Source organism: Pelomonas candidula (genome assembly GCF_043555985.1).
GTDB classification, from domain to species: Bacteria; Pseudomonadota; Gammaproteobacteria; order Burkholderiales; family Burkholderiaceae_C; genus Pelomonas; species Pelomonas candidula.
Genome location: NZ_JBIGIC010000014.1, coordinates 145750 through 167483, shown reverse-complemented (window position 1 = coordinate 167483; position 21734 = coordinate 145750). Strand labels below are relative to the sequence as shown.

General features: G+C 63.1%; 25 protein-coding genes and 1 pseudogene. 13 read left to right on the top strand and 13 right to left on the bottom strand.

Features of this window, described 5'->3' with window-relative positions:
- Window positions 1–105 precede the first annotated feature (105 nt).
- Both ACG04R_RS24000 and ACG04R_RS23995 read right to left on the bottom strand, forming a co-directional pair.
- Window positions 106–456 (bottom strand): hypothetical protein, encoded by a 351-nt coding sequence (locus tag ACG04R_RS24000; RefSeq protein ID WP_394416165.1) that lies wholly within the window; start codon window positions 454–456, stop codon window positions 106–108.
- A 107-nt stretch (window positions 457–563) separates the two neighbouring features.
- A complete protein-coding gene (locus ACG04R_RS23995) occupies window positions 564–1184 on the bottom strand; it encodes a hypothetical protein (protein WP_394416163.1) in 621 nt (206 codons plus the stop codon).
- Between the two features lie 147 nt (window positions 1185–1331).
- Between ACG04R_RS23995 and ACG04R_RS23990 the strand changes: the two genes are divergently transcribed.
- Window positions 1332–1730, top strand: a complete 399-nt coding sequence (locus ACG04R_RS23990) for a hypothetical protein (RefSeq protein WP_394416161.1) — start codon at window positions 1332–1334, stop codon at window positions 1728–1730.
- A 137-nt stretch (window positions 1731–1867) separates the two neighbouring features.
- Here the strand turns inward: ACG04R_RS23990 and ACG04R_RS23985 are convergent, their stop codons facing one another.
- The 9 genes from ACG04R_RS23985 to ACG04R_RS23945 form a co-directional block, all read right to left on the bottom strand.
- The gene (locus ACG04R_RS23985; protein ID WP_394416159.1) at window positions 1868–1996 is read right to left on the bottom strand and encodes a hypothetical protein; all 129 of its coding nucleotides are present in this window, start codon (window positions 1994–1996) and stop codon (window positions 1868–1870) included.
- A complete protein-coding gene (gene cysC, locus ACG04R_RS23980; protein WP_394416157.1) occupies window positions 1993–2517 on the bottom strand; it encodes an adenylyl-sulfate kinase in 525 nt (174 codons plus the stop codon). Before cysC ends, ACG04R_RS23985 begins: the two co-directional genes overlap by 4 nt.
- A gap of 2 nt (window positions 2518–2519) precedes the next feature.
- The gene (locus ACG04R_RS23975; protein ID WP_394416155.1) at window positions 2520–3296 is read right to left on the bottom strand and encodes a Fic family protein; all 777 of its coding nucleotides are present in this window, start codon (window positions 3294–3296) and stop codon (window positions 2520–2522) included.
- On the bottom strand, window positions 3293–3667 hold the full coding sequence (locus tag ACG04R_RS23970) for a cysteine peptidase family C39 domain-containing protein (RefSeq protein ID WP_394416153.1): 375 nt from the start codon (window positions 3665–3667) through the stop codon (window positions 3293–3295). Before ACG04R_RS23970 ends, ACG04R_RS23975 begins: the two co-directional genes overlap by 4 nt.
- The gene (locus tag ACG04R_RS23965) at window positions 3657–4373 is read right to left on the bottom strand and encodes a Stf0 family sulfotransferase (RefSeq protein ID WP_394416151.1); all 717 of its coding nucleotides are present in this window, start codon (window positions 4371–4373) and stop codon (window positions 3657–3659) included. The genes ACG04R_RS23970 and ACG04R_RS23965 overlap by 11 nt, the downstream gene beginning before the upstream one ends.
- A gap of 107 nt (window positions 4374–4480) precedes the next feature.
- Complete coding sequence (locus ACG04R_RS23960; protein ID WP_394416149.1) at window positions 4481–5143, bottom strand: hypothetical protein; 663 nt, start codon at window positions 5141–5143, stop codon at window positions 4481–4483.
- Window positions 5131–5691 carry a pesticin C-terminus-like muramidase gene (locus ACG04R_RS23955; RefSeq protein ID WP_394416147.1) on the bottom strand — a complete coding sequence of 187 codons (561 nt, stop codon included), beginning with the start codon at window positions 5689–5691 and terminating at the stop codon, window positions 5131–5133. The genes ACG04R_RS23960 and ACG04R_RS23955 overlap by 13 nt, the downstream gene beginning before the upstream one ends.
- A gap of 827 nt (window positions 5692–6518) precedes the next feature.
- A complete protein-coding gene (locus ACG04R_RS23950; protein WP_394416145.1) occupies window positions 6519–6986 on the bottom strand; it encodes a hypothetical protein in 468 nt (155 codons plus the stop codon).
- A gap of 20 nt (window positions 6987–7006) precedes the next feature.
- Window positions 7007–7201 carry a hypothetical protein gene (locus ACG04R_RS23945; RefSeq protein ID WP_394416143.1) on the bottom strand — a complete coding sequence of 65 codons (195 nt, stop codon included), beginning with the start codon at window positions 7199–7201 and terminating at the stop codon, window positions 7007–7009.
- Between the two features lie 757 nt (window positions 7202–7958).
- Here ACG04R_RS23945 and ACG04R_RS23940 point away from each other — a divergent pair.
- The 7 genes from ACG04R_RS23940 to ACG04R_RS23910 all read left to right on the top strand — a co-directional run bounded on the left by ACG04R_RS23940 (window position 7959) and on the right by ACG04R_RS23910 (window position 12280).
- Window positions 7959–8231 (top strand): HNH endonuclease signature motif containing protein, encoded by a 273-nt coding sequence (locus ACG04R_RS23940; protein ID WP_394416142.1) that lies wholly within the window; start codon window positions 7959–7961, stop codon window positions 8229–8231.
- 8 nt (window positions 8232–8239) lie between these two features.
- Complete coding sequence (locus ACG04R_RS23935) at window positions 8240–8938, top strand: SOS response-associated peptidase (protein ID WP_394416141.1); 699 nt, start codon at window positions 8240–8242, stop codon at window positions 8936–8938.
- Window positions 8935–9261 carry a hypothetical protein gene (locus ACG04R_RS23930; protein ID WP_394416140.1) on the top strand — a complete coding sequence of 109 codons (327 nt, stop codon included), beginning with the start codon at window positions 8935–8937 and terminating at the stop codon, window positions 9259–9261. The genes ACG04R_RS23935 and ACG04R_RS23930 overlap by 4 nt, the downstream gene beginning before the upstream one ends.
- A gap of 258 nt (window positions 9262–9519) precedes the next feature.
- Window positions 9520–10554: a hypothetical protein gene (locus ACG04R_RS23925; protein WP_394416139.1), complete on the top strand. Its 1035-nt coding sequence runs from the start codon at window positions 9520–9522 to the stop codon at window positions 10552–10554.
- A gap of 60 nt (window positions 10555–10614) precedes the next feature.
- A complete protein-coding gene (locus tag ACG04R_RS23920; RefSeq protein ID WP_394416138.1) occupies window positions 10615–11121 on the top strand; it encodes a hypothetical protein in 507 nt (168 codons plus the stop codon).
- Between the two features lie 51 nt (window positions 11122–11172).
- Window positions 11173–11601, top strand: a complete 429-nt coding sequence (locus ACG04R_RS23915) for a hypothetical protein (protein WP_394416137.1) — start codon at window positions 11173–11175, stop codon at window positions 11599–11601.
- 319 nt (window positions 11602–11920) lie between these two features.
- Window positions 11921–12280, top strand: coding sequence for a hypothetical protein (locus ACG04R_RS23910; protein WP_394416136.1), 360 nt, complete (start codon window positions 11921–11923; stop codon window positions 12278–12280).
- 302 nt (window positions 12281–12582) lie between these two features.
- Here the strand turns inward: ACG04R_RS23910 and ACG04R_RS23905 are convergent, their stop codons facing one another.
- Complete coding sequence (locus tag ACG04R_RS23905; RefSeq protein WP_394416135.1) at window positions 12583–15084, bottom strand: DEAD/DEAH box helicase; 2502 nt, start codon at window positions 15082–15084, stop codon at window positions 12583–12585.
- A gap of 306 nt (window positions 15085–15390) precedes the next feature.
- Between ACG04R_RS23905 and ACG04R_RS23900 the strand changes: the two genes are divergently transcribed.
- A complete protein-coding gene (locus tag ACG04R_RS23900; RefSeq protein ID WP_394416134.1) occupies window positions 15391–16410 on the top strand; it encodes an HNH endonuclease signature motif containing protein in 1020 nt (339 codons plus the stop codon).
- Between the two features lie 97 nt (window positions 16411–16507).
- Here the strand turns inward: ACG04R_RS23900 and ACG04R_RS23895 are convergent.
- A pseudogene (locus ACG04R_RS23895) lies at window positions 16508–17374 on the bottom strand (YifB family Mg chelatase-like AAA ATPase); the annotation flags it as partial.
- Window positions 17375–17662: 288 nt separating this feature from the next.
- Between ACG04R_RS23895 and ACG04R_RS23890 the strand changes: the two are divergent.
- The 4 genes from ACG04R_RS23890 to ACG04R_RS23875 all read left to right on the top strand — a co-directional run bounded on the left by ACG04R_RS23890 (window position 17663) and on the right by ACG04R_RS23875 (window position 21583).
- On the top strand, window positions 17663–18427 hold the full coding sequence (locus ACG04R_RS23890) for a TorF family putative porin (protein ID WP_394416133.1): 765 nt from the start codon (window positions 17663–17665) through the stop codon (window positions 18425–18427).
- A 19-nt stretch (window positions 18428–18446) separates the two neighbouring features.
- On the top strand, window positions 18447–18785 hold the full coding sequence (gene glnK, locus ACG04R_RS23885) for a P-II family nitrogen regulator (RefSeq protein ID WP_233370978.1): 339 nt from the start codon (window positions 18447–18449) through the stop codon (window positions 18783–18785).
- A 34-nt stretch (window positions 18786–18819) separates the two neighbouring features.
- Window positions 18820–20349, top strand: a complete 1530-nt coding sequence (locus ACG04R_RS23880) for an ammonium transporter (RefSeq protein WP_394416132.1) — start codon at window positions 18820–18822, stop codon at window positions 20347–20349.
- Between the two features lie 100 nt (window positions 20350–20449).
- A complete protein-coding gene (locus tag ACG04R_RS23875; RefSeq protein WP_394416131.1) occupies window positions 20450–21583 on the top strand; it encodes a GGDEF domain-containing protein in 1134 nt (377 codons plus the stop codon).
- The last annotated feature ends 151 nt before the right edge of the window (window positions 21584–21734 follow it).

Sequence of the window (21734 nt, the reverse complement as noted above, 5' to 3'; positions counted from 1 at the left end):
GCCGCCGGCCCGGCGGTCACGATCGCCGAAACGGGCGGTCACGATACCGAAACGACCTCTCCGACGCTCCTCAACAGCGTCGGTCACGATGACCGAAATGACCGGTCACGTTGGCCGAAATACGCACTGAGCCGCCCGCCAGGCGCGGATGTAGTCGGTCAGCCGGCTGTAGCCACCGCCGTAGCCCGCAGCCTTCAACTGCTCCAGCAATGCCTTGGCGCTGCGCCGCTCCTTCTTGGGCCGCCGGGCATCGGCGCGCAGCCATTGCTCCAGTTGCTCGACGTACGGCGCCAGCTTGGTCGGCACCGCCGGCCGCTGGTACTGCGGTGCCTCGGCCTTGCCCAGCCGCAGGTACTTGCGCACCGTGTTCCTCGCCAGGCTCGTCGCCTTGGCTATCTCACGCACCGACTTCTTCTCGCGGTGGTGCATCCGCAAGACCTTGCCAATCATCACCATGGTGATCACTCCTCACACCCCCGCCCAGCTGTGGATATCTCGGGCAGGGTAGGTTGAACACCTGGGTCAAATTTGGGTCGGCAGGGCCCTCACGGGTGGGTCAAATTTCAGTCGGCGTCAACAGTCATGGTGGTTGCCTCGACGGGCAGCACCTGCTGCTCGAAGAGCTTCGATGCATGGTGCAACTTACCGGAACCGACCAGCGCGACGACCCCGAGCATGACGCACATGGCGCAAACGGCCGCAGCAGCGAACGCGGACCAGCCGTTTTGAAGCGCATGTGGCGCCACGACGTAGACCAGCGTCCAGAACGCGGAGCCCGCCAAGACGATGTAAGACAGCTTGCCCAGAGTCACCAGCGTTTTTCGCAAGGTGGGCCGGGCAGCAGCGCCGCGGAGTTCGAACCGATCACCAGCGTCACTCGGACCGATGTAGTCGCGGCAGCGCATGTAGGTGGCCATAAAGGCCGTGGGGCGCCGCTGCCGCAGCAGCAGCTCGACCTCTTGTGAACTCAGCTTCGCATGTCCGACCACGGCGGCGAAAGAAGCCTCTACTAGCATTGGGTGGCGGGCAGTGCCGCCGTCGTCGAAGAAAGCCTTCAGGCGCTTGTAGTGCTCGTCATGGTGGCGAGCACGGTCCGCCCTGCGGTCAAAGAGCGGCTTGATCCATGGCGCGAGCGTCACCAATATGACGCTCAGCGCCTTCACGATTGCTTCCAGGTGCTGCATGCGCTTCTGTGCAGGCCTGCCGCGCAGCGGCCTGTCCTCTCCCTTGAGGGGCGGCATTGTGGGCCAGGTGCTTGCAAGTCCGGCAGCGGCGCCATCCCTTAGAGTTGGGGTGACTCGCCGCATGAGCGAGGCATCAGGGAGGTGACGATGGATCCGGTTTCCATGCTGCTCGTGGCGGCGTTGAAGAATCCCGAGATGGCGGCGTCTGCGGTGAACGCGGCCAACGCCCCTGGCGCCGTGGACGTGGTGAAGATGCAGGGTAGCCTGGTCGACCTGTCCAAAGGCATCCTCAAGTGTTATCACAAGACTGCGGTCTTCCGGCAGACCGACATCGTCAAGACGCCCTGGGAGCGCCAGGCGCAGTACGGCGCGGAGCGGTCGGCGGTGCTGCGCATCCAGTTCCTGGGCGGCTTCACATCACAGCCCTACGAAATGTTCGTCGCCGTGATGGCCAAGGGGTCTTCGGTTCGAAGCGCCGTCATCGCAGAGAACACGCCCATTCGATACGCCAAGAACTGCTCCTTGGAAGACTGGGTGAGCCCGTGAAGAAACCAGGCGAAGGCATCGCGAGGGACGCTGTGATGGGGCAGGCAGAGTCTGTCGAGCGACTGATGGTCCTGTCCGACCGGGCACAGCGCGGGGAGATCGACTGCGTCGCGGTCCGCCTGTTGTGCACGTGGGCATCAGCGCAAGCTGCAGGCGCTGGGGCACACGGTTCGGCTGATGGCGCCCCAGTTCGTTACCTTCTTCTCCAGGCTCATCCGCTCGAAGCCGAGGTGGGCCTGCCCGATCACGGATTGGGCCAGCTTCAAGGAGTCTCTCGACCATCGAGAAGCCCGAGTAAGGGGGCCAGACATTCTTCGATAGACGAGTTCTCTGTGCATATTGTTAGGCTAGGCAAGCGCGGCTCCCCGTACGACGCTGAAATGCCTGTGAAGCCCTGAAGCACACCTGCTCGCGCCTTCTCATAAAGCCCTTTTGGGTCGCGAGCAATGCAAACCTCTAAAGACGCCTTCACAAAGATCTCGAAGTAGCGTTCTGCACTTACGATTTCACGCGCCAATTGGCGCACTTCCTCAGTGGGGGATATTAGCGACACAAGCACATGAAAACCTTGGTCGTTAAGTAGCCGGGCCAGTGATGCTGTTCGTCGAAGATGCTCCTGTCGGTCTGCATCTGAGAAGCCGAGCCCCTTGTGCGGACCAAGCCGCAGGTCATCACCGTCCAGCCTAATCGCCATCCGCCCTTGCTGAAACATTCGCTCTTGAAGCGCCTTGGCAAGGGTGGTCTTCCCGGCGCCCGGCAAACCTGTAAACCAGAATGTATGGGGCATGGTTATTTGGCTTCCGCCGTGGTGGCCGCTGTCAACATGCTTTCGATAACGGTTAACGCGTGCAGCACGATCCCATTCCATTTACCTCTGCCTTGCGCCTCGCGAAGCCGCAAGTGCCAGCAGATAGGATTTATTGAGGCCGCAAGTGTCCAGGGTATATACGAAAATCTGCCAATTAGCTCAGAGAACTCGAGCGAGAAGAAGCTCCGCGTCGTTCTGCCGTTGCTGTCCTTGAAAAGGTGGATGCGCTGAAGAAGAATCATGCTAATAATGATCCCCAGGAGAGGGTTACGTTCGCGCCACTCCGATCTCCATTTCTCAAGCACCGCCATCTGTGGCCCGATATGAGCCTGCGCGGGGAAAATAACATTTCCCGTATCAGGGCTTCCGATTGCCATTACACCGGCAGCCCGAATTTCGGACGTCACACCGATTGAGGCCGCTATGAAACAGAGCTGCTGCCTGAGCTCAAGTCGAGGCGCAGAAAATGCAAGGCGCGAAGCTTCAAGCTCCAAAGTGATATCGGACCGCAGATGCGGAGAAAACGATGGACGTTGAGCCCGCACCAACTCAGTTAGCGGGTGCTCCGGAACATGGCATTCAATCAATGCACTGATCGGAGTGCCTCCTTGCAATTTCTCGATCAGAAGATGATTGAATATCGAGAATGCGTCGGGAGTTGTGCGCAGACGTTGCAATAGACTTGCCGCCCACGCCTCCAAATCTTGCGCAACATCGATCACTGTCGATTCAGTGATGGGTTCAAGTTGAGTCATCATTTAATGATAATCCTTGAACCAATTTCTTCACGCACCCCGCTCCGGAACCCGACCAACGGATCAAAAATGAGTTCCCGGCATGCTCGCTCGCCGACGACGACGACATAGTGTGCCCGCTTTTCATGGATTGCCGGTTTGAGCCAGATATATGGCGGCGAGGGCAGCTCCGAATGCAAACACTCGAAGGCCGCCAGTTCTATGCTCGAGATCTGGGCGGCTCGAATCAGTGCTGCCAGCGTCCAATTGTCTTCAGATTCATCCCCCTCCGACGACACTTCAAGGTGCCTGCCAAAAAAGGCTTGAATGAAAAATCGCAGGGCTGCCGGCCCACAATTTCTCCCCGTCGTCTGCAGCGTGGGATCAATCAGCATAGCGCAGGGCATGGAATGTATCGAACTCCATAAATCCACGATTCAGAAGACGTTTGGCATCCAATAGACGCCGCCTCCAAATTTCAGAGGTGCCGTCGCGCTGCACCTCCGTCACCTCGAGTGAAGGGTTGTAAGCCATGTCTTCCACCTTGCATCCTACGAAATCAAAAATTCGCTCCAATTCGTGCGCACGATCGGCAAGGAAATCCTCGTAGAAAACCTCGATAAATGGAAGTTCTGACTGTCTAAGGAATTCGACCCAGAATCTTTCATCTTCCGCAATGATTGATTCACACCAAAGCAGATGCGACAAGTTGAAGCGAGGCGGCCGACGTTGGATATGGTCGGAAAACCATTGAGAGGTTTGAATGGCCTTTGACATCGAAACCGCATGAGCCGCGCGGTCCCGTCGACGAAACAATACCGTATGAGTAGGCATGACCGACGAGAATGCGGAGTAGTGCTTTCTGGCAATTTGAAGAATATGGGGCTTCATCATTTTGTAGGAAAAGACTCCGTTTGGCGTCGTCCTTCTGCGCTGCAATTCGGCCCAAAACACTTCATAACTTTCAGTATTCGCGATACGCTCGCGAATATCTGCGGCGTACACGGCGTGAGCGTACTCCAATGGGGCGCCAAGAATTCCAGTTGACCATAAGCTCAATCCGAAGGCGGTGCTACCAGACCTTGGGAAGGTCGCAATCATTAGGCGAACTCTTGGCGGGGTATCGTTTTGCTCCAAGTCGTGGCATTCGCCATAAAGCTCTGAAACTTTAGACATAAAAATGCCGCCCTAAGGCGGCGCAATGTTGTTCAACCCAGGCGACGCACCTCAATACCGAGCTTGCCATAACGTGGCGTGCGTTCACTCTTCGCCTGATCCTTGAGGAGGGTAACAATCCAGTCCCTTAGCTCCTTGTTAATCTCCTGGGAGGGGGCTACATCTTTTCCCCAGAAAATCGTGAACGTCTGCTTGTTTTCGCAAAGTCCCTTCTTGAATTCCTTGGAGCCCAAGGGGGCGCCGTTGTATTTTCCACAACGCGTGTGCAGCATCCCTGCAGCGATGATGGTGTTCGAACCCGACGGCGTCACGACCACCGCCATATTTGACGTGTCGTGTGTCTGCGTCCCAAACGTGATCTGATTTCCATCGGGCAGGTTCACGATGCCACCTGGTCGGTCGTTGAAAATCCTGAGGAACTGTTGGGAGGCGGATTCCGCCTCTTCCACCGTCGCAGAATTTTTCTCTCGCTCAGGGCGCAAATCAATGTATTGCCCCTTCGCCTGTCCGAAGAATTTCTTGATGTTCGGTATGAGCCGTTCACGAGTTCCATCCGAACCGAAATTCTGGGAGTTCGGCGCCTCCGGCTTGCCCCCGATTTGTGCGTATGCCAGCGAAGCCATTGAAGTGGCGGCCATCGCAAGAACCAACTTTGTGAAGGTGCGACGACCAAGTGAGGTATTTACTTTTGGCATGTTGATGCTCCGGGAATAGTGTTGGCTGAAATTTGAGAGTTGATGAGATTGGCATCCCGCTGGTGCCTTGCCAGATTCGGGTCGGCATTGTTGCCGTTCCAGTTCAGCAATTCGGATACGGCAGACGACCAGTTTCCAGAAACAATATCTGAAAAGAATTTTGGGGCCGCCGTTTGAAGATACGGCGTCATAAACGCGATATCCGCTACCGCTGTCTGCACGTTCGCGGGAAGAGAATCAAAAGGGATCGCTGATTGCGCATTGAACTGACCAACGGCGATCCCGATGTTCTTGTTGAATACACCGTTCGACGCGGCCAATGCGTCGGCATTCGATATGGCAGGAGCGCCAGCGGCCACCGCGTTGCTCGCTGCGGTCCCGGCGAGGCCTAGCACCGGCGTAAGGGCATTGATGCCGGCTTGCGATACGCCCCAGTTACTGAGATCGCTCGCCTTGACGGTGCTGAGGTCGACCCCGTACCCAATGGTCACGCCCGACTTGCCGCCTGGCCAATAGCCTGTGAGCCTCAGGCCTTCGTTGTTGAACACGTACTGCTGGTCGGCTTGCCGACTGGGTGCAGGCGTTGGAGGGCAAGGGGGCGGTGGGGGCGGGGGGGGAGCAGGGGTGGCCGTGCCGCCGCCACCTCCGCTGTCCCCACCCGGATCAGGGTACGGACTGGGATCCGGTGTGTGATGCCCAGTGATCGTGACGGTCGTCAGCCGTGCCGTTGAGTTGCCGGCTCCCGATAGAAGTTCCAACTCATCCAAAGATAAAAGTCGCAAGGTTCCTCCTTTTTGACGGCGTAGCTAGATTCGCCGTCAACGGCCACTCTTGACTGCCTTTGTTAACGGAACGTTGCGTGAAGTTTCAGATGCCTTGCACGGACTTTCAAGTTAGGGGAGGCATCACGCGAAGACGCTGACGCGTGCCCATGCCATAGATGCCAGTGCCCCGATGAGGCAGATCGGTGCATCGTATGTATTGCCGGATCTCCTGGCCGCCGTGGACTTGGATCGTCAGCAACCGTCCGAGTACCAGCTGGCGGTAATAGTTACAGGCCACTAGGTGCGTGCCTTCGGCCGCAGGTCCAACCTGCACGCGGTCTGGGACGGTGGACTCATCCGCCAGCCGGGCTGGCGGCTTGAGCCGACTCCTGCAGGATACGTTGGCATCCGGGCCACAAGGCTCACTCTCGTCAGCCCCAGCTGATTGGGCGAACGAGTCTTGCGCGGTCCGAAGCGCCGAGGGCTTCTATCCCGACGACCGGGTAGCTGGCCCAACCTATGCAGAGCGCTGGGACGGTGTGCTGGTCGCGCAACTCGCACTGGCAGGGCGACGCCTTGCAGATGTCTTGAACCGCGCGCTGGCCACGCACTCACTCTGAGGCATCACTCGCTACGCAGGTCAGCTTCACCAGTCCGTTATTCCCGTCGCGATTAGCGAAACCGATGGCTGCCTCCAACCCTGGCTCCGCCGCGACCATCCGCCCGAACCGGCTGACACGGTCGATCAGAGACCCCTCAATGGGCGAGTCGAGCGCGTCGATGTCACGGAGGTCCGACAACAGCCTTCCCGCGTTCAGGTAGAAAGCTGCCGCTGCTGCTGGGCCGCCGCCTGCGTACGAAACGCCTGCACGACCGACCCAGTACGTGGCAACTTGGCCTCCGAGTTCCACGTCCACGCGCAGCCCGGCAGAAGTGCCGGCGGGCTCATCAGAACAGTTGTCCATGTTGCTCGCGACGGCCTCCAAAAGAAAACCCCAGCACAGGGGCCAGGGCTGAAACGCCGCCGCTGTCACGACAGGCGCCTGCTCAGGGAGGTGAAGCAGGGGGCCGAAGCCCATGGCAACTGTACGGCACCTCGTCACGCAGGTACGTGCCGCACGTCGAAGGCCGTTTCCTCCCACTCGCCCCAGGTCGAGTCCTTGACCACGACGCCATCAAGGAAGCGCTCCTCATCGCGCCCATCGGGCGGCAGGTGCGTGAACGTCGCGTGGCGGATGGCATCGCGCAGTTGAAGGACCGAGGCGTGGGCGAGGGTGGCAAGTTGGACGTGCATGACGGGCTCCATGTCGATGACGTCAGTCTCGGCGCCGGCCGCCGCAGGAGATATCGTCCTTCGGTGGGATCGCCGGGGGATGCCGATCGCCTCCCCCCTTCGATCCCTCTTTTGGGTGATTTCGGCAGCTCGGCCCAGCTGGCACACATCAGTTGTTAGCGCTGCTGGCCTGCTAGATGGCCCGCCGTGACCTTGGCGGTGGCAGCAGCGGTCTCAAAGTGCTCCGCAGGCATTGCTGCGAGCTGCTGGTGGCGGCTGGACTCGTCTCGGGTCAGGCACATGTCGGCGAGGGTTGGAACTTCTCGGCGGTCGCACCGTTCGACAACCGACGCCCCATCGATGGCCTTGCCAGCCATGCGATCACCGATGTTCTTCTGCGTCGTCGATAGCAGCTCCCCGCATCGCCGCTCCGCTCTCACCTTGATCTCGGTGGCGTACTGGATCAGCGCCGAGTCCTTGGCCTGCGGCAGTGGGCGCGCTAACCTTGCGCGCCGGTTACGGCATCCCAAAGCAGGAGACGATCATCAAATGGTTCAAGAGGACAGCGATAAGAAGCCGCCGGCGCCATCCCTGGAAGATCTAACTGACGGCTACGTCAGCGGGGGCGCCTGCCCTGAGTGCAAAGGCCTGCTCGTTCCTAGGCAAAACAATCGGGAGAAGTACATCGCTTGCAACAACTGCCCATGGGACTCACGCCAGTAGCCTAGGCTGCTCTTCCGGCTAGGTGACGATGCGCCGACAAATGCCACCACTGGTCTTGATCGCATACCTGCTGATCGTGGCGCCAGAGGTCGATGCCAAGCCTCATCGTTCGTCGTCAGCCGTGGCGCAGTTCAAGCGTCAGCACCCCTGCCCTGCCAACGGCGCGACGAAGGGAAGCTGCCCGGGCTACGTCGTCGATCACGTCGTGCCGCTGTGCGCTGGCGGCGCCGACGCCATGAGCAACATGCAGTGGCAGACCATCGCAGACGCCAAGGCCAAAGATCGCGACGAGCGGGCGCAGTGCCGCGCGTCGCGCAAGCATCAGTAGTCGCCACCGTGTGCTCCAACTACAAGCCCGTCACCCTGGAAGACCGCCTTATGGCCCATTTCGGCGTCGTGCGGCCGGACGACGAGGCGCCGGTCGAGACTTGGCCTGGCTACAGGGCGCCGTTCATCGTCAGACCCGAGGCCAAGGAAGAGGCCGAAGAGGAGCAGAGGCGCGAAGCCCTTATCGGCCAGTACGGGCTGCTCCCCCACAGGTCGAAGGACATGATGCTGGGCCGGAAGACCTACAACTGCAGGTCCGAGACCGCAGCGGAAAAGCCCAGCTTCCGCGAGGCCTGGCGTAAGCGGCGCTGGGGCATTATCCCGGCCGAGGAACTGTACGAACCATGCTGGGAGACCGGCGAGCCGATCCGCTGGGCCGTGCGCCGCATTGCCGGCCCGATGGGCGTGGCAGGTCTATGGGGCATGTGGATCGACCCTAAGACTGGTGAGCGCGTGCCGACCTTCACCATGCTGACGGTCAACGCCGACGACCACGCGCTCTATCGCCGTTTCCACCGCCCCGAGGACGAAAAGCGTATGCCCGTGATCCTGCACCCTGAGGATTTCGATGCATGGCTGAACTGCAGCGTCGACTCAGCCATGAGCTTCATGAAGCAGTTCCCCGCTGAGAAGCTTGAGGCCGAGCCGGCGCCATTGCCATCCAGGGCGGCATCCCCGATGAGCGCCTGCCCGCGTCACGCGAAGTGAAGGTGTTCGCCGAGCAGGTCAACGCATTCGCACATGGCGAGGCGACCTTGAGCTTTGGCGAGCAGCGCGTGCTGGCGACCGAGATCGTGCTAGCCAAGGATACGAGCGCAACAGTGCGCGGCATCGTCGTGAATCGCGTCGGCAAGGCTGTTGCGGGAGCCCGCGTGTCGATCGTCGGGTTCGATGCGGAGGGCATCGTGACTGGAGTCGATGGCGGTTTCAAGCTGCAGGCGCACGCGGCCAAGGGACAAAGCGTGCGGGTGCATGCGGAGAAGGACCAGATGGCCGTGAATCAGGATCATCCGGCGGGCGAAGCCGCATGACCGTGATGCTACGGTGAGCGAGACTCACAGTTGCCGGCACGCCGAGCCTGTCGGCAGGGTTGCGGAGTCCAGCTCAACCCGCACGACCTGGCACCTGGACTAAGGCGGTAGGTACGGGGCACGTTCGACGTATTTCGCGTGGCGGCGAGCCACTGAAGCAGGACCATCACACTCATGCTTTACCGCCTCGGACTGCCGGCGCAGTGAATCGCCTGTCCGGATCGCAGACAATCGGTGCCCAGGAAGGGGGCCGACGACATGAGTGATGACACGGCTATCGAAGAGGATGAGATTGAACTTCCTCCTTCAACCGTTCCGTCGACATGCAGGGTACAGGTCCGACGCTTCGAAGACGGCGAGTTGGCAGAGATGTTTGGCACCCTCATTGGCCATTACATCCACGCTTTCGGGCGCATGCTTGAGCTTGGCACGTTGGACGGGGTGACCGTGGCCCCAGGCGCTGCATACGCAGAAGCCGCGCGAACCCTGGACCGCGGGCACGGTGATCTGCCGCCATACACCCCCTCCGATGGCCACGCTGTCGGTATCGCGATGACCGTGCCGGTCATCCGCGATGGTGCGGTGAAGTCGCACATCGTGCTGAACGCTGACTACCTCATCGGCCTCATCAATGGGGACACCGGCCTGTCGGACCTCGCGTTACACACCATGGGGCACGAGTGCTGCCACGTCGACGCAACCGCAAAATTCGAACGCGCCTTCCCTGGTCGCCTACTCGGCAAGCACAAAAGCATGTCTTCCTGGCTTGCCTGGCATGTTGCCACCATGGTCTGGGACGAGTACATCGTGACGCGGACCTGCGCACGCTGGGGTGCCGACCAGACTGAGGGCTACGAGGACACGTTCTTGTCGGCGCTGGCTGAGGCCCGCCCCAAGGTGAACGACGCCATCCGCGTACACCTTGCTGGCGGGCCGCCGTTCCCGATGATCCAGGTGGCCAATACAGAGTACGCCCACTTGATGAAGTTTTCGGCCTACCACCTCGGCAATCTCGACGGCTTCAAGATTGCACCAGCCGACCGGCCGCGCACGGCCCAGGCGTTGGACGGGCACTGGTTCGAACCATATTTCAAGCGGCTGCATGAGGCCCTGCGCGGCATAGCCAAGGACAACGGCAGGTGGGGCAGCGATGCGCCGTTCATCGCACTGGCCGATCTGCACCAAGATCTCGTTCGCCTGGGCGGCATCGCCTACTACGAGCTTCCAGGTCGACGCTATAACTTCCTCTGGCCCCCGTACGTCCCTGCCGACGCTCCGGTAGACGACGACTGAATCTGCCGGCCCAGGGCGCGCTAGGCCGCGCAGCCCGATGCCTTCAACACGGTGGGCTAAATGGGCCCAATCGCACTCTTCGACAAATCGCTCCTTCAGTCCTTGTCGTTAGACGAATCCGTCTGGTTCGACCACTTCTTCGTCCCCGTCGTCTGCCCGCTTTTCTTCGGCGAGATCCTCGCTGACTTGGCCAAGGAGATGAAGGAGGGGCGTACTCGCACGGCAGAAGATAAAGTCCGAGTCATCGCCGACAAAACTCCCGTTCTTAGCGGTGCGCCGTGCGTGCACCACGGTGACCTTTGCATCGGCAGCCTGCTCGGACAGTACGCGCCGCATCTCGGACAAGTTCCACTGGCTGGCGGACGTCCCGTTCGCAATCCGGATGGCAAGCCGGGCGTGGTGTTCCAGAATTCGCCGGAGGACGTCGGCTCACGCTGCCTCAGTTCGTCCTCCGATTGGCACCGCCAGATGTGCAGAATCCAAGCTCACCCCGGTAATCTCACACCACTGCCGAATGCCGCCCGCCACATCCGCAGCCCAACAATGCACTCCGATCAAGATGCGTAATCGCCATCGCGTCGTCGCGCGGGCTGCGTTGCGCGATGCGCAGACTGCCCGATGGCATGGGCGGTCAACATGACAAGAGCCTGCAAGGGTTGCGGAAGCACGCGCGCGCTGGTCAACGCTCATGTGCTTCCGCACGCCTTCTACGCCCGAATGGCAAAAGCAGATGGCGCTTTGCAGCACCTCGAGCTTGGCAGGTACCGGAAGAAGAGCTGGCTGGGTTTCTACGATCCAGAGATCCTGTGTAGCAGTTGTGACAACCGTCTCAGCATCCTTGACGAGTACGGCGCGCAAGTACTGCTCACAAGCTTTGATGAGCCGGCCCGCTTTCATCGGGACTCGGTTGGCCGGATCGTCGCGATCGACGCGGCGCACGTTGATCGGGACAGGATCTTGCGCTTTTTCGTCTCGATTCTTTGGCGTGCGGCCCTGTCGCGTAAAGGGCCATATCGCAATGTAGATCTTCATGGCGTCATCAAGTGAGCACACTTCGATGTTGCTGGGCGGCTCGGTCCAAACAAGGGTGATGGCTGGCAAGCTCAGGAGGTGAGCCACCCCCAGTCCGAGTGGTACCAGTTCATGCGTCCGTGAACTTCACGCCCTGAACCGGTTGCTGGATGCTGTGCCGGCCGGGCGTTCAGCCCTGTGTGTGCTGAGCCATCCAATCGCCAAACGCAGGCATGCCAGGATCGGTACGATCAGGCCCATGCCGACGTCGACAAGAATGGTGCGCGCAGCTTCGCTTGGTCCAGTGCCAAAGAAGCGGCGGACCTACGTCTCAGCCACTGAGACGCGCCAACTGTTGGCTCGCAGCGCCCCGGCGCGCAGCGAGCGGCTCCAGGCCGGTGACATGTTGTCAATCACCCAGGCCGCCAAGGCGGCCGGCGTGACGGCTGCGACGATCAAGGCCTGGATCAAGGTCGGCCGTGCGATCGCGCTGCCGATGTCCCGCAACGCGCATAGTCTGCCGGCGTGGCAGTTCGCTCCGGCCATTTGGGATGCACTGCCTTTACTTTCGAGCGCGCTGAACTGGACGGGTCCATGGAGACTCTTGAGCTTCTTGGAAACCCCCTTGGGCGGTCTGGCCGGACTGACGCCCAGGCAGTCTCTAGAGCAAGGCGATTTGCAGCGCGTACTGGCATTGGCAGCCGAGGAGGCCTGAGGGTGGCTGCCGTTGGGGCCGACGCAAAGGACTACAGATGACTTCGGCCAGAAGGCAGCGCAACAGGGTTCACCACCGCCAAGAAGCAGTGCGCCTTCGGCGGCTGGAAACCACGCTCGAAGATTTCATGTGGGATCGAATGCCCGCGGTCGGCCGAGAATTCGGGAGCCCGGACTTCGAGCGGCTGATGGAAGAGGACTGTCGGCTGGGGCGGGGTGTGTTCGACCCCGCCGTCCGTCGAGCCTTCGGGCTGGTTGGTACCAGTCGCTGACGCGCACCAACACAACCGCGAACGGCGCGTTTCAGGCGTCCACGAAATGCGTGAGGTAGGAGGTCAGCCTGTCCGCGCGGATGGGTGATCGTTCGATGAGCTGCTGGCAATGCGCTTCCAGCTCGATGTCGGTCAGCTGTGACTCGCACAGGGCGGTGAGCAGGGCGCGGGCATCGGCGACGAGGGCCACCAGGCGGTCTAACGCCAGAGCGTAGCTATCGTGCGCCGACGCCGCGGCCGTGGCCTTGTTCGTCGGATGAACGACGATGCGCTGGGTGACATACCCTTCGTAGTTGCCCTGGAACCACTGCTCCGCTACGAGCAACTGGCCGTGCTCTTCCTTGGTCAGCGGGTTCTTGTCGAGCTTGCGGCTCTTCGCCTCGATGATCCACGCGAACTTCGTCGGCAAGAGCCAGAGCACGTCGGGGCCCTCACCGCCGTCGTCGTGGCGTTCGGTCGTAAGGCCGATCATCCGACCGAGGTCCGCCAGCGCCTGTTCGAACTGGTTCGCGCTTGCGTTGGGATTGAGGCGGGAGACGACTTCCTCGAAGTGTTGCAGGAAGCCCCGGCGGATTCGGTAACCGCGCAGCTGCAGTGCGATGCCCGCGCCCTGTGCGCCTGGTACAGGCAGGGGGCGATAGGGTGGCATCACCTGTGGGCGCAGCATGTTCCGGTTGGCACTGAAGGCCGCGCGCTGCAACTCATCGCTGCGGTCTTTCTGGCCCCAGTGGTGCGCCACGCGGCCGGCGAGCTGGAGAAGCCAGCCACGGGTCTGGTCGTCGATGCCTTCCTTCGCGTTGGCAGCTTGGTCGAGCCTGCCGATGGATTTGTCGAAGTAGCCGTCAGCCCAACTGTTGAACGCCTTGCGCTCAGCCGAGGCGACGTCGAAGCGCCTGGGATCGGCCGGCTCCTGCCGGACGTTCTCCGCGAGGGTCTCGGCGTGGTACTCCACCCAATCAGGGTTGCGGCCGATGCTCATTGCGATCGTGCTGGCCAAGTCGGCCGCGTCTTTGACCTCCTTGCTGACCGTCGAGCCCATGTCGAGCTGCGCGCGAGTGGCGCTCGTGAGTAGTTTGAAGTTGGCGTCCTTGGCGATCCACCCAGCCAGATCGGAGCCTGCAAGCAGGACGACGCAGTGGTCGCCGGCGCCACGAGCCCCGCGGCCGATGCCCTGCTCGATACGCTGCGCCAGCATGCGGCTGATGGTCGCGCCACCATAGAGCGTTGCAGCACGCAGCTGTTCATAGTCGGAAGTGCCCGCCGGCAGCCCTTCCATCACGAGGAGCCGGCAGGAGTCGCCAGGCAAGTCGATGCCATCGTAGCGGTTGGCAAATACGAGGGGACCATTGGTCGTCCTCGCCTGCAACGCCTCGACCTTCTCCTCGACCTGCTCCGATCCTTCTGCGAACTCGGCAACGTCTTGCCAGGCCTTGGCCGCGAAATTCGACGGAACGAGAACCACGGCACCGAGCTTCTGCTCGGACACCTTGGTGAGCAACTGCTTGGTCAGCTTGGTGGCGTTGAAGTCGAACTTCATCAAGCTGGGGATGAGGATCATGCGCTCGCTGATGCCTGCCAGAGACCGAGACGTCAAGGCTTCGTTGACGAGCTTGGGGTCGGCGTCGAAGGTGCGCACGATCTCGCTGTCGTCGGCGATGGTCGCCGACATGTAGATGCGGCGAGGCGCATCGGCGAAGGTGGGGATGGCGCTGATGAGCGGCAGCACCGACGTGACGGTGAAGGCGTCGCTGCTGATGATGGCGTGGCACAGGTGCAGGTTGTCGCGGAGCAAGGGCCACGCGTAGGGGGCGTCATCTCCTTTGCCGCGCAGGAGGGGGCGAGCCGCATCGATCTGTTCGTGCCAGGCCCAGTACGGCACTTCCACCACGACGTTGCTCTGGCCGGAGACGGTGTCGTCGAACGTGCCGAGCCGATCCATATTCTTGAAGGCCAGCCGGAACAGCTGGCACAACTCGTCGTACCGCTCGCGGTCTTCCTTCGCCTTCACCTCCAGGGTGAAGGCTTCCCGGACTTCTGAGAACGCCACGTGCGCATCGTCCAGGATCACCGCCCCGGCGCGCACCGGAGCGCCGCCGCCGCGCACGCCAAACTTGCTGAAGCCGTTGAACAGTGCCTTGTACGACGCAACCATCACTGCCTTGGCGTTGACGAAGTCGTCGGCCAAAGGCTTGCCGCGGACGTAGGGCACGGCGGCCATGCCAAGCGAGCGCGCCTTCTCGAGAGTCTGCTTTACCAGTTGCACGGTGGGAGCCAGGTACAGCACCGGCTCCTTCAGCTCGTTCATCGTCGACTGCGCCATCAATAGACCGACCAGCGTCTTGCCGCCTCCTGTGTGCAGCTTGACGACGGTGTCCCGCACCTCCCGCCGCTTGTGCCAGGCGTCAAGCACCTCGGCCTGGCTGGTGTAGAGGTCGTTGATTCCCTGCGGTTTAGGCAGGCGCCGAAAAATCTCGAGGGGGTCGACTGGAGCTGGCTTGTGAGCCTGCGACTTGAGCCTGTTGAAATCGACCATGAAATTTCCTCCGCTGCTTGTGTTTTCTGCCGGCGGTGGATGGCGCTGCGACCTAACTCCACGCGCGATGGCATCGTAGTCTCACCTACGGCTACCAAGCCGCGTCGCGACCTCTGTCGGCAGGTCTCGGAGTCCGGATCTTCTACAGTTCTCGGGATGAATGGAAACAGGACCGAGATTGCGCTGATTGCGCGCGGAATGCCAAGCGATCAGGCGGCTCACTTGCGCGCCCGCGGTTGGACTGCAGCCAAGCTCCAGACCGCGACTGATGCGGAGTTGATCTCTCTGGGCATTCCTGAGACGGTCATGCAAAACCTGCGCGCCGGGGCCAGGCCCGCCATCCCATCGGACACCCTGAATCAGGTGCTGTATGCGAACCGGTGGGCCTGCTGCGTCTGCCGCGCCCCAGGTCGGCCGGTTATCGTGCACCACATCGAGCCCTGGGCCAAGACCCATGACCACACGGCCCGGAACCTGGCCGTGTTGTGCGCGGAGCACCACGGTGAAGCGCACTCAACCCACGATCTGCAGATTTCGCTGACCGCTGCTCGACTGCGCGACTTTAAGCGGCGTTGGGAGGAACAGGCTGGGCGAGACGACGCACAAGCGATCCAGATGGGCACGCAGTTGCAGTCCGACCAGTGGAACTACTTCAATCACCTGCGCCTGGCTGAACTAGCCCGCGCGAATGGTGTCGATCTCGCCGGCTTGCCGGGGCGAGTGCAGGCCGAGCGCGCCGGCGTGTGCAATGAGGAGGGCGACATCATCGCGACGGCGCCACACGGCGGCTACATCTACGACGGCTCGCACAGGATGGCGCTCTATCGGTATGCCAAGGCGATGCTCTATCAACTCCTCGACCGTTCGGCAGTTCGGAACATCTCCGACGATCTGGATCGTGGCCCCTTGAAGGTGGCCGTGCTGCAGGGCGACCTTATTTATGTGCAGGGACGCCACATCTTCGAAGACATCCAGCCGGCTCCGGCGAACGTTGAGGCTGTCCGCGCCCGGCGATCAGCGAACCGGGTGGAGGTCACTTTCGATTTCGACCGCCGAGAAGCAACCTCGAATTCGGCATGGACTATCTGGCTGCGCGGTGCGCAAGACGTCGGCAGCCTTGTGCAGGTGAAGGCATTGAAGCGCGGTGATCGGGGCAAGCTCTACATCGTCGGCACCGTGATCGGCATGCGCAACGCCCTAGAGGGGCTGAAGACGCGCACCTATGAAGCGGGGCTCTACAAGACCGGCCTAATCAGACCCTTCGGCGGTTGGGATGATGAAGATCCCGACGACCTCGGCGGATATGACGACACTGACTCGGAATAGAAGCACCGAACGCATTGAAATCAAAGCCATCCCCACGAGTGGTGGCATCCCAGTCGCAACTATTTCTGGTTAGTCTCGCCTTCAGCTGGAATTGACAGCCGCCTCCCACCAGTGCCACGCTGGACGCCGAATGGTGCGGCGCCCGGAAAGGCCGTTGCCCCCAGCGCGCGATGTCGAAATGGCCGGCCAGGCTCAGCACCGCGGCGGACTCCAGCGCGGCCTCGTCGTCCAGCGGCGGCAGCAGGCCGGCCAGGCGCTGCGCCAGCATGGATTTGCCGGAGCCGGGAGGGCCGCTCATCAGCAGCGAATGACCACCGGCGGCGGCGATCTCCAGCGCGCGCTTGGGGCCGGCCTGGCCCTTGATGTCGGCAAGGTCCGGCAGGCCGCGCTGGACCTCCCGCGGTAGCGCGGCGGCGCGGGGCAAGGCCTCGCCCTCAGGCTGCAGCGCCGCGACGACGTCCAGCAGGTGGCGCGCCTGGCGTATCGCCAGCCCGTCGACGAGGGCGGCCTCGGCGGCGCTCGCCTCGGGCAGCAGCAGCTCGCGCTGAACCGCGTCGTTGGCGCCGGCCTGGCGCAGCGCCAGGGCCATCGCCAGCGCGCCGCGCACGGGGCGCAACTCGCCGGCCAGCGACAGTTCTCCGGCGCATTCGAAGCTCGCCAGCCGGGCCGCGTCGAGTTGGCCGTTGGCGGCCAGCAGGCCCAGTGCCATCGGCAGGTCGAAGCGGCCACCTTCCTTGGGCAGGTCGGCCGGCGCCAGGTTCACGGTGATCCTCTTGTTGGCCGGAAAGCCCAACCCGCTGTTGGCCAGTGCGGCGCGCACGCGCTCGCGGGCTTCCTTGACCTCGGTGTCCGCCAGGCCCACGACCGTGAACGACGGCAGGCCGTTGGCCAGGTGCACCTCCACGGTGACCGGCGCGGCGGCGAGGCCGTCGAGGGCGCGGCTGTGAACCGTGGCGAGGCTCATGGAGGGTGTCCGCTGACGGGTGGATGGGCGCGTCGGCATGGGGCGCCGGGCGGGGCGGAGCGAGTCTAGCCGCGGGGCCGGGGTGGCGCATCGCGGTGCTTTTCCCTCAAATGCACGCATGTGGTGCGCAAATCCTCCGGAATCGTCGCCAGATTGGTGCGTCCGCCTGCTTGTCGGGCGGGCGTTGCCCAGATTTGTGCAAATGACCGAGGTGTGACGCTTGGCACGGAAGCTGCAAATGTCCCTTGGCAACGTCCTTCCTCTCACTATTCAAACTGGAGCCTCGCCATGAAGTTGTCCCCCACGCTGCTCGTCCTGGCGCTGTCCGCGGCCGCACTGCCCGCCTTCGCCGATGAGCCTGCGCCGGCCGACCCGCTGTCCTTCAACGTCGGTGGTGTCACCGAGTACCGCTACCGCGGCATTTCGCAGTCTCGCCTGAAGCCCGCCCTGCAAGGTGGCATCGACTACGCCGCTGCCAATGGCTTCTATGTCGGCACCTGGGCGTCCACGATCAAGTGGATCAAGGACGCCGGCACGATCAACAGCGTCGATGCGGGCAAGACCGGGCAAGAGATCGACCTGTACGGTGGCTACAAGACCGAAGTGGCCAAGGACCTGACGCTGGACGTCGGTGGTCTGTACTACCTCTACGCCAGCAACAAGTACGGCAACGTGCCCGGCGGTGCGAACGCCAACACCTTCGAGATCTACGGTGCGCTGACCTTCGGCCCGGTCACGGCCAAGTATTCGCACAGCACGACCAACCTGTTCGGCAATGCCGACAGCAAGGGTTCGGGTTATTTCGACGTGACGGCCAACTTCGACCTCGGTGACGGCCTGAGCCTGGCGCCGCACGTCGGCCACCAGACGGTCCACCACCTGGGCGTGGCTTCCTACACCGACTACTCGCTGACGCTGACCAAGGACTTCTCCGGCCTGGCGCTGAGCGCGGCCCTCGTCGGCACGGATGCCAACAAGTCCTTCTACGTCAGCCCGGAAGGCAAGTTCCTGGGCAAGACCACGCTGGTCGTCGGCCTGAAGAAGACCTTCTAAGTACTCACTGGAGCGCGACATGAAACTGATCACTGCCGTCATCAAGCCCTTCAAGCTCGACGAGGTGCGTGAGGCCCTGAGCGCCATCGGCGTGCAAGGCCTGACGGTCACCGAAGTCAAGGGCTTCGGCCGCCAGAAGGGCCACACCGAGCTGTACCGCGGCGCCGAATACGTCGTGGACTTCCTGCCCAAGGTCAAGATCGAAGCCGCCGTGAACGACGACGTGGTCGATCGCGTCATCGAGGCCATCGAGTCCTCCGCCCGCACCGGCAAGATCGGTGACGGCAAGATTTTCGTGTCGCCGCTGGATCAGGTCGTTCGCATCCGCACCGGCGAAACCGGCAATGACGCGCTCTGAGCGTCGCATCACCATCCTGTTGGAGACCTATCAAATGAAGAAACTCCTCGCCGGTCTTGCCCTTGCGGCTGGCCTGCTCGCGCCGGCAGCCTGGGCCCAGGACCCGGCCGCCTCGGCTCCCGTTGCCGCGTCCGCCGTGGCGACCGCAGCCGCTCCGGCAGCGCCCGCTGCCTCCGCTGCTGACGCCGCCGCCTCCGCGCCGGCCGACGCGGCCTCCGCTCCCGCCGTCGTGCCCAACAAGGGCGACACGGCATGGATGATGGTGTCGACCCTGCTGGTCATCATGATGACCGTGCCTGGCCTGGCGCTGTTCTACGGTGGCCTGGTGCGCAGCAAGAACATGCTGTCCATCCTGATGCAGGTCATGGTCGGCTTCTCGCTGATCGTCGTGCTGTGGGTGCTGTATGGCTACAGCCTGGCGTTCACCGAGGGCAATGCCTTCATCGGAGGCACGGATCGCCTCTTCCTGAAGGGCATCTGGAACAACGTCGCAGGCACTTTCGAGAACGCGGCCACCTTCAGCAAGGGCGTGGCGATTCCTGAACTGGTCTACGCGGCCTTCCAGGCGACCTTCGCCGGCATCACGGGCTGCCTGATCGTTGGCGCCTTCGCCGAGCGCGCCAAGTTCGCTGCGGTGATGGCCTTCCTGGCCCTGTGGTTCACCTTCGCCTACCTGCCGATCGCGCACATGGTCTGGTTCTGGCCCGGCCCGGATGCCTACACCTCGGCTGCCGTCGTCGATGCGACCAATGCCAAGGCCGGCCTGCTCTGGCAGTGGGGCGCGCTGGACTTCGCCGGCGGTACCGTCGTGCACATCAATGCCGCCGTGGCGGGCCTGGTGGGCGCCATCATGATCGGCAAGCGCATCGGCTACGGCAAGGAGCAGTTCACGCCGCACAGCCTGACGCTGACCATGGTCGGAGCCTCGCTGCTGTGGGTGGGCTGGTTCGGCTTCAACGCCGGCTCGGCGCTGGAAGCCAACGGCTCGGCCGCGCTGGCCTTCATGAACACCTTCGCCGCCACGGCTGCCGCCGTGCTGGCCTGGTGCGTCGGTGAAGCGCTGATCAAGGGCAAGGCCTCGATGCTGGGTGCCGCTTCGGGCGCCGTCGCCGGCCTCGTCGCCATCACCCCGGCCGCCGGCAACGTCGGCATCGGTGGCGGCCTGATCGTCGGCCTCGTGGCGGGCTTCGCCTGCCTGTGGGGTGTGACCGGTCTGAAGAAGCTGCTGAAGGTGGACGACTCGCTGGACGTGTTCGGCGTGCACGGCGTGGGCGGCATCCTGGGTGCCCTGCTGACCGGCGTGTTCAACGCGCCCCAGCTCGGTGGTCCGTCGTTCCCGGTGGACTGGTTCACCGGCACGCTGACCAGCGCGGATGCCTACTCCATCGGCGCCCAGGTGCTGGTGCAGGCCAAGGCCGTCGGCGTGACCATCCTGTGGTCGGCAGTCGTCTCCGTCATCGCCTACAAGCTGGTCGACCTGACCATCGGCCTGCGCGTGACGGAAGAGGAAGAGCGCGAAGGTCTGGACATCTCGTCGCACGGCGAGACCGCGTACCACAAGTGATCCCCTAGGGCCGGCCGCGTGCCGGTCCTTCATCACGCGAAGCCGCCCTCCGGGGCGGCTTTTCTTTTGGCTGCGTGAACCGGCCGTTATGCTGGCCCGCATGCACGTCATCACCCTGCTCGTCGCGGTGCTGGTCAATGCGTTGCTGATGAGCCTGGCGTTGGTCGTCAGCGTCGGTATCCGCGCGCGCAGCGGGCTGCAGGCCTGGCAGTTCATGCTGCTGGGGCAGGCGGCCGGCTTCGGGCTGTTGATCGGCGCGACGCTGACGCTGCCGAGGCTGCTGGCCACGCTGGGTGTCATGGCGCTCAGCGCGTCGGCGTCGGCCATGGTGTTGACGGCCTGCCGCTTCCTCGGCTTGCCGGTGCCGCGGCGCGCGCTGCTGGCGGCACCGCTGGCGCTGGGGCTCGTGCATGCCTTCGTGTTCTGGCACCAGGGCTTGTCCACGGCGGTGACCAACCTTGTCATCGGCGTGCAGATCCTGTGGGCCAGCTGGCTGCTGTTGCGCGGCGCAGGCCGGCTGCGTTGGCGTTGGCTCTGCGGCGTGGCCTCGGCGGCGAACGCATTGCTGATCCTGGGCCGGGCCGCGCTGGTCCTGGGCTGGCCGGAGACCTACCCGCGCTTCATCGCGCCGCACCCGCTGAACTTCGCGTCGCTGATGCTGCTCAACGCCAGCCTGGTGCTGGGCACCATGGGCTTCCTGCTGGCGCACCGCGACGAGGCCGAGCAGGCGCTGGTGCGGCTGGCGTCGCTGGACCCGCTGACCGGCCTGCTGAACCGCCGCGAGTGGATGCAGCGCGCCGCCCGGGCGCTGGGCGCCAGCGGCGCGTCCGAGGGCGACACGGTGCTGCTGATGCTGGACCTGGACCACTTCAAGTGCATCAACGACGAGCGAGGCCACCCGGTCGGTGACGAGGTGCTGAAAATCGCCGGCGAGGTGCTGCGCGGCGAACTGCGCGCCAGCGACCTCGTCGGCCGCTACGGTGGCGAGGAGTTCTGCCTGCTGCTGCGCCACTGCGAGCCGGGCGCCTTCGGCCGGCTGGACGCGCGGCTGCACATGGCGCTGACGAAGCGCTGCGAGGCCAGCCTGGGTTTTGCGGTCGATTTCAGCGCCGGCGCCGTGCGGGTGCAGCCCGGCGAAACGCTGGCGGCGGCCATCAAGCGCGCCGACGACCAGCTCTACCGCGCCAAGCACGCCGGCCGCGGTCGCACGCTCTGCACCGACGGCGTCTTGTGATCCGCTCGAGCGCCCCAAAGTGGGCGGCCCTGCAGAAGCTGTAAACGAACCCCGCACGCCCGCTCATCCCGCCGCAACGCCACCACTCGGCGTTGCAACCCTTGCCGTAGCGCCCAGCCACGGCTGCGGTTTGCGCCTTGATTGGCGACGT

Excerpts from the sequence above, each read along its gene's own strand:
- ACG04R_RS23880 (WP_394416132.1), top strand. The coding sequence starts at position 18,820 with ATGAAGAAACTCCTCGCCGGTCTTGCCCTTGCGGCTGGCCTGCTCGCG.
- ACG04R_RS23890 (WP_394416133.1), top strand. The coding sequence starts at position 17,663 with ATGAAGTTGTCCCCCACGCTGCTCGTCCTGGCGCTGTCCGCGGCCGCA.
- ACG04R_RS23905 (WP_394416135.1), bottom strand. The coding sequence starts at position 15,084 with ATGGTCGATTTCAACAGGCTCAAGTCGCAGGCTCACAAGCCAGCTCCA.
- ACG04R_RS23960 (WP_394416149.1), bottom strand. The coding sequence starts at position 5,143 with ATGCCAAAAGTAAATACCTCACTTGGTCGTCGCACCTTCACAAAGTTG.
- ACG04R_RS23945 (WP_394416143.1), bottom strand. The coding sequence starts at position 7,201 with ATGCACGTCCAACTTGCCACCCTCGCCCACGCCTCGGTCCTTCAACTG.
- cysC (WP_394416157.1), bottom strand. The coding sequence starts at position 2,517 with ATGCCCCATACATTCTGGTTTACAGGTTTGCCGGGCGCCGGGAAGACC.
- ACG04R_RS23975 (WP_394416155.1), bottom strand. The coding sequence starts at position 3,296 with ATGATGACTCAACTTGAACCCATCACTGAATCGACAGTGATCGATGTT.
- glnK (WP_233370978.1), top strand. The coding sequence starts at position 18,447 with ATGAAACTGATCACTGCCGTCATCAAGCCCTTCAAGCTCGACGAGGTG.
- ACG04R_RS23875 (WP_394416131.1), top strand. The coding sequence starts at position 20,450 with ATGCACGTCATCACCCTGCTCGTCGCGGTGCTGGTCAATGCGTTGCTG.
- ACG04R_RS23920 (WP_394416138.1), top strand. The coding sequence starts at position 10,615 with ATGGGCCCAATCGCACTCTTCGACAAATCGCTCCTTCAGTCCTTGTCG.
- ACG04R_RS23925 (WP_394416139.1), top strand. The coding sequence starts at position 9,520 with ATGAGTGATGACACGGCTATCGAAGAGGATGAGATTGAACTTCCTCCT.
- ACG04R_RS23950 (WP_394416145.1), bottom strand. The coding sequence starts at position 6,986 with ATGGGCTTCGGCCCCCTGCTTCACCTCCCTGAGCAGGCGCCTGTCGTG.
- ACG04R_RS23970 (WP_394416153.1), bottom strand. The coding sequence starts at position 3,667 with ATGCTGATTGATCCCACGCTGCAGACGACGGGGAGAAATTGTGGGCCG.
- ACG04R_RS23900 (WP_394416134.1), top strand. The coding sequence starts at position 15,391 with ATGCAAAACCTGCGCGCCGGGGCCAGGCCCGCCATCCCATCGGACACC.
- ACG04R_RS23965 (WP_394416151.1), bottom strand. The coding sequence starts at position 4,373 with ATGATTGCGACCTTCCCAAGGTCTGGTAGCACCGCCTTCGGATTGAGC.
- ACG04R_RS23995 (WP_394416163.1), bottom strand. The coding sequence starts at position 1,184 with ATGCAGCACCTGGAAGCAATCGTGAAGGCGCTGAGCGTCATATTGGTG.
- ACG04R_RS23915 (WP_394416137.1), top strand. The coding sequence starts at position 11,173 with ATGGCATGGGCGGTCAACATGACAAGAGCCTGCAAGGGTTGCGGAAGC.
- ACG04R_RS23990 (WP_394416161.1), top strand. The coding sequence starts at position 1,332 with ATGGATCCGGTTTCCATGCTGCTCGTGGCGGCGTTGAAGAATCCCGAG.
- ACG04R_RS24000 (WP_394416165.1), bottom strand. The coding sequence starts at position 456 with ATGGTGATGATTGGCAAGGTCTTGCGGATGCACCACCGCGAGAAGAAG.